The sequence below is a fragment of the Streptomyces sp. HSW2009 genome, from assembly GCF_040240285.1.
In the GTDB taxonomy this organism is placed as follows: Bacteria; Actinomycetota; Actinomycetes; order Streptomycetales; family Streptomycetaceae; genus Streptomyces.
Window position 1 is genome coordinate 1 of sequence record NZ_JBEHZD010000594.1, and the last position, 4,446, is coordinate 4,446.

General features: G+C 73.2%; 3 protein-coding genes. 2 read left to right on the plus strand and 1 reads right to left on the minus strand.

The annotated features are described in order from the left end of the window. Nucleotides 1–778: 778 nt before the first annotated feature. Nucleotides 779–907: a hypothetical protein gene (locus tag AAHZ94_RS29165; protein WP_349996645.1), complete on the plus strand. Its 129-nt coding sequence runs from the start codon at nt 779–781 to the stop codon at nt 905–907. Nucleotides 908–1,287: 380 nt separating this feature from the next. On the opposite strand, the gene AAHZ94_RS29170 is transcribed toward AAHZ94_RS29165, so the two are convergent. Then, a complete protein-coding gene (locus AAHZ94_RS29170) occupies nt 1,288–2,919 on the minus strand; it encodes a purple acid phosphatase family protein (RefSeq protein ID WP_349996647.1) in 1,632 nt (543 codons plus the stop codon). Between the two features lie 138 nt (nt 2,920–3,057). Between AAHZ94_RS29170 and AAHZ94_RS29175 the strand changes: the two genes are divergently transcribed. After that, nucleotides 3,058–4,098 carry a 3-isopropylmalate dehydrogenase gene (locus tag AAHZ94_RS29175; protein WP_349996648.1) on the plus strand — a complete coding sequence of 347 codons (1,041 nt, stop codon included), beginning with the start codon at nt 3,058–3,060 and terminating at the stop codon, nt 4,096–4,098. Nucleotides 4,099–4,446: the final 348 nt, after the last annotated feature.

Consider the following 4,446-nt stretch of genomic DNA (forward strand, 5'->3'; position numbering starts at 1 on the left):
CCGCCCCATCAAGCAGAGGCTGGCCCCGCCGACCCACTACCGCCCCCCCCCCGGGGCCGGCCCCCCCCCCGCCCCCCGGCCGCCCCCCCCGGGGGGCGGGCCCGGTGCCCGCGATGCCGCGCGCACCGTCAGCTTCCGCCCCCGTCTGGTCCCCCAACCGGCCGGGGGCGGAGGTACGTCCGGGCGGCCCCGTTCACGGCGCCACAACCCTGCGGGGCGGTGGTGCGGACGGGGCCAGTCGGTTGCCCCGCGCCCCGTGCCCCGTGCCCCGTGGCCCCGCGCTCTGCGCCTCGTGCTCCGTGCTCCGTGCTCTGCGCCGCGTGGCTCCGTGTCCCGTGGCTCCCCGTGTCCGCCGTACGGCCCACCGCCACCGCGCCGGAGCAACAGGCGCGAACGCCTGCGCCCCGTCGTGGGGCGTGCCGGACGCCCCGTCCGACCGCCGATCCGGAAGGCGCTCGCGAGGGCCGCGCGGCTGGGCACACCGGCTGTCGCCGCACCGCGTGCGGTGCCCGCCGCGGTCCGATCCGCGGGACGCCCATGGCATGTGCCAGCGGAGTTTCAGTAGCGGCGCCGTCTCAGATAGTAGGAAGTCCGAGTAATGGTGCAGACAGCACGGCTCCGCTGGCTTACGTTTGTGGAAGCCGAACGTCTCGCTTCATCAGCGACGGCGGATGAGCCGGCTACGCGACGCAGGTGACCCCTGCCATAGCCACGCTCCCGCCCCTTCCGGCGATTCCATTCCCCTCGGGTACTGGCATTGGCATTGGAGACGTGCATCATGGCCGACACCGTTCGCAGGATCCGGCACGCTACCCGCCGCGACGACGACACCGACCGCAAGAACGCCGCAGCCGCACTCCAGCGGGCCCTGGACCGCCGCGACAACGGCGGCGCCACCGGTCACTGACCGCCCCCGCGCCCCGCACTCCCGCCCCACCCCTCATCCCGCCGCCTCGCCCCGTCTACGGGGCCGCGTCTACGGGGCCGCGCGGAGCAGCACGGTGCTGGCGCCGTGCTGCGAACGCGCGCACCCCACGCACGGGGCGGCGCGGCCCCTGTCACGGGGGTACGGGGCGCGGGGCGGTACGGAGCACGGGGCTGTACGGGGCACGTGGGGCCGCCCCTCAAGGGAACAGCGCCGCACGCGCGGAGCGGAGTCGTACGGGGCGCAGATTCGGGGCACGGAGCGGAGCCCGTACGGGGTACGGAGCACGCGCCGCCCCGTACCCCTGTGGCGCCCCGTGCCCCGTACCCTCGCGCGGTCCCGCGCCCCGTACGTGGCCTCCGTCAGTGATGGCCGTGGCGGCGCCGGCGGACGATGTCGAAGTGGTCGACGCGTTCGCCGGTCTCCGCGAGGGTGGTCACCTGCAGTCGGGGGTGTGCGCCGCCCCGGGCGGCGACCGCGAGGAAGGAGAAGCCCGTGTACCGCACCCGGGACCACTCCACCTCCTCCTCGCTCTTCTGGGTGCCCTTGACCCAGTGGTAGGTGTGCACGCTGTCCAGGTCCTTGACGTGCCCCTCGAAGCTGTCCGGCACGGGGAAGCTGTACAGCGCCTTGCCCGCGCCGCCGGCCGTCACGTACACGATGCCGTCGCGCGCCGGGTCCACGGTCTCGCCGATCGGCACCGTCTTGGCCACCGCGCCGCCGCGCAGCGCGTCGGTGCGCTCGTAGACGTGGTTGTGGCCGTTGATGACTAGGTCCACCTGGTGCTTGTCGAAGAGCGGCACCCAGGCGTCGCGCACGCCGCCGTCCGAGGCGTGGGCGCTGGTGGTCGAGTAGGCGCAGTGGTGGAAGAAGACCACGACGAAGTCGATCCCGCGGGTGCGCCGCAACTCGCCGAGGCGCCGGTCGAGCCAGGCCGTCTGCCGCCCGCCGGAGTACCCGAGGTTGGCGGTGATCTCGTACGAGACGTCGTTGGCGTCCAGCGCGACCACGCCGACGTTGCCGTAGGTGAAGGAGTAGACGCCGGGCGACTCGCGGGGGTCGGGGCCGTTCTCCGGCAGCGTCCAGCGGGCGCGCTGGCCGCCGTAGCCGTTGGGGCTGTACCACGCCTCCATGTCGTGGTTGCCGGTGGTGACCATCCACGGCACCCGGGCGGCGACGGACTCGGTCTGCGCCAGGAACTGGTCCCACACCCGCGCGTCGTACACGTCGGTGGCCGCGCCGCGCCCCGAGGAGTCCGCGTAGCAGATGTCGCCCGCGTGCAGGTGGAAGGACGGGTTCTGACCGAGGATCACCTGGTCGTTGGCGAGCGCGTGGTAGCTCACGCCCTGGTCGCCGAAGGCGGTGAAGACGAACTCCTCGGACCGGGCGGGTGCGGTGCGGAAGCTGCCGATCGTGGAGAGCCTGCTGGGTTCGGTCGGGTCGAAGCCGTCGTGCCCCACGCCGTAGTAGTACGTGGTACCGGGGCGCAGCCCGTCCAGCGCGGCGTGCAGGTAGTACTGCTCCACCGCGGGCAGCTTGCTGGACAGTGCGGGCGTGTGCAGGTCGCGCACCTCCGCCTCGATCTTCCGGCTCAACTGCCAGGGCTTGAGCCCGATCCGTACGTACGGCCGCCGCACGGCGAACGGGACCTGCCAGGAGATCCGCATCTGCGTCCGCGGGTCGGCGCCGAACGCGAGGTGGCGCCCGAACGGAGCCACGAACGCGCCGCTCACCTGCCCCGTGGCGGGCGCCGTCACGGGCCCGGCGGGATGCGCGGTGGCGCTGGCGGAGCCGGCGAGCAGCCCCGCGCCGGCCACCGCGCCGGCGGTGGCCACGCTGGTGCGCAGGGCGCCGCGGCGCGACAGCTTCGCGCGCAGGTACGCGTGTTGCTCCGGCATCGACATCCGGCCGGCGAGCTCATCGGGGATGCCGACGCGCGGGAGGTCGGCGGAACCAGGGGAGTGGGGGCCCGACTGGCGGGAATGAGCGGTCATGACAGAAAAGTTCCCCGTCGTGACCAACTGCGCCCTGCATGACGGCCGTACTGCGGGTGAACGCCACCCGTCTGATAGGTCGAGTCCGCATGGTGGACGCCACGTGTCAACCGTTGGGACGACGAGTAGGGTCCTCGCATGTCTCGCAGCATTCGCCTCGCAGTGATCCCCGGTGACGGAATCGGCCAGGAAGTCGTGGCCCAGGGCCTCAAGGTGCTCTCGGCCGTGCTTCCCCAGGACGTGAAGCTGGAGACCAGGGAGTACGACCTGGGCGCCCGCCGCTGGCACGCGACCGGGGAGACCCTGCCGGACGCCGAACTGGCCTCGCTCAAGGACCACGACGCCATCCTGCTCGGCGCGATCGGCGACCCCTCCGTGCCCTCCGGAGTGTTGGAGCGCGGCCTGCTGCTCAAGCTGCGCTTCGCCTTCGACCACTACGTCAACCTGCGCCCCTCCAAACTCTTCCCGAACACCCCGACGCCGCTCGCCGGTCGCCCCGACATCGACTTCGTGGTGGTCCGCGAGGGCACCGAAGGCCCGTACACGGGCAACGGCGGCAGCCTGCGCACCGGCACGCCGGCCGAGGTCGCCACCGAGGTCAGCGTCAACACGGCGTACGGCGTGGAGCGGGTGGTGCGCGATGCGTACGAGCGCGCCAACGCCCGCCCGCGCAAGAAGCTCACGCTCGTCCACAAGAACAACGTCCTGGTCTACGCCGGGCACCTGTGGAAGAACACCTTCGACCGGGTCGGCCAGGAGTACCCGGACGTCACCACCGACTACCTGCACGTCGACGCCGCGACGATCTTCTTCGTCACGCAGCCCGAGCGCTTCGACGTCATCGTCACCGACAACCTCTTCGGCGACATCATCACCGACCTGGCCGCCGCGGTCACCGGTGGCATCGGCCTGGCCGCCAGCGGCAACATCAACCCGTCCGGCGCCTTCCCGTCCATGTTCGAGCCGGTGCACGGCTCGGCCCCGGACATCGCCGGCACCGGCAAGGCCGACCCCACCGCCACGGTGCTCTCGGTCGCCCTGCTGCTGCGCCACCTCGGGTACGAGGCGGAGGCCACCCGTATCGAGGACGCTGTCACCGACGACCTGGCCGGCCGCGCCGGCGTGACGAGGACCACGGACGAGATCGGCGACGCCCTGGCGGTACGCGTCACGGCCTGACGCGCCGCCCGCCTGCCGGCGCGTTTCCGCTGCGGGCTGGCATGCTGCCCCGTCTGCTGCTGTGCGGGCCCGCCGCCGGGCTGGCGCTCGCGCCCCGTGACATCACCCACACCTCGCGACGGCACGGCCGCCCACTCACACCGGTGCGCCGCGCGGAACGTACCCGCTGTACGTTCCGCGCGGCGCATCCGCGTCCGCGCGGCCTCTGTCCGCGCCCAGACCCGCGCGGAGTGAGAAACCCCACCGCGCCCCGGACCGACGATCATCACCGGGGGCACGGGGCACGGGGCACGGGGCACGGGGCACGGGGCACGGGGCACGGGGCACGGGGCACGGGGCACGGGGCGG

Excerpts from the sequence above, each read along its gene's own strand:
- AAHZ94_RS29175 (WP_349996648.1), top strand. The coding sequence starts at position 3,058 with ATGTCTCGCAGCATTCGCCTCGCAGTGATCCCCGGTGACGGAATCGGC.
- AAHZ94_RS29170 (WP_349996647.1), bottom strand. The coding sequence starts at position 2,919 with ATGACCGCTCATTCCCGCCAGTCGGGCCCCCACTCCCCTGGTTCCGCC.
- AAHZ94_RS29165 (WP_349996645.1), top strand. The coding sequence starts at position 779 with ATGGCCGACACCGTTCGCAGGATCCGGCACGCTACCCGCCGCGACGAC.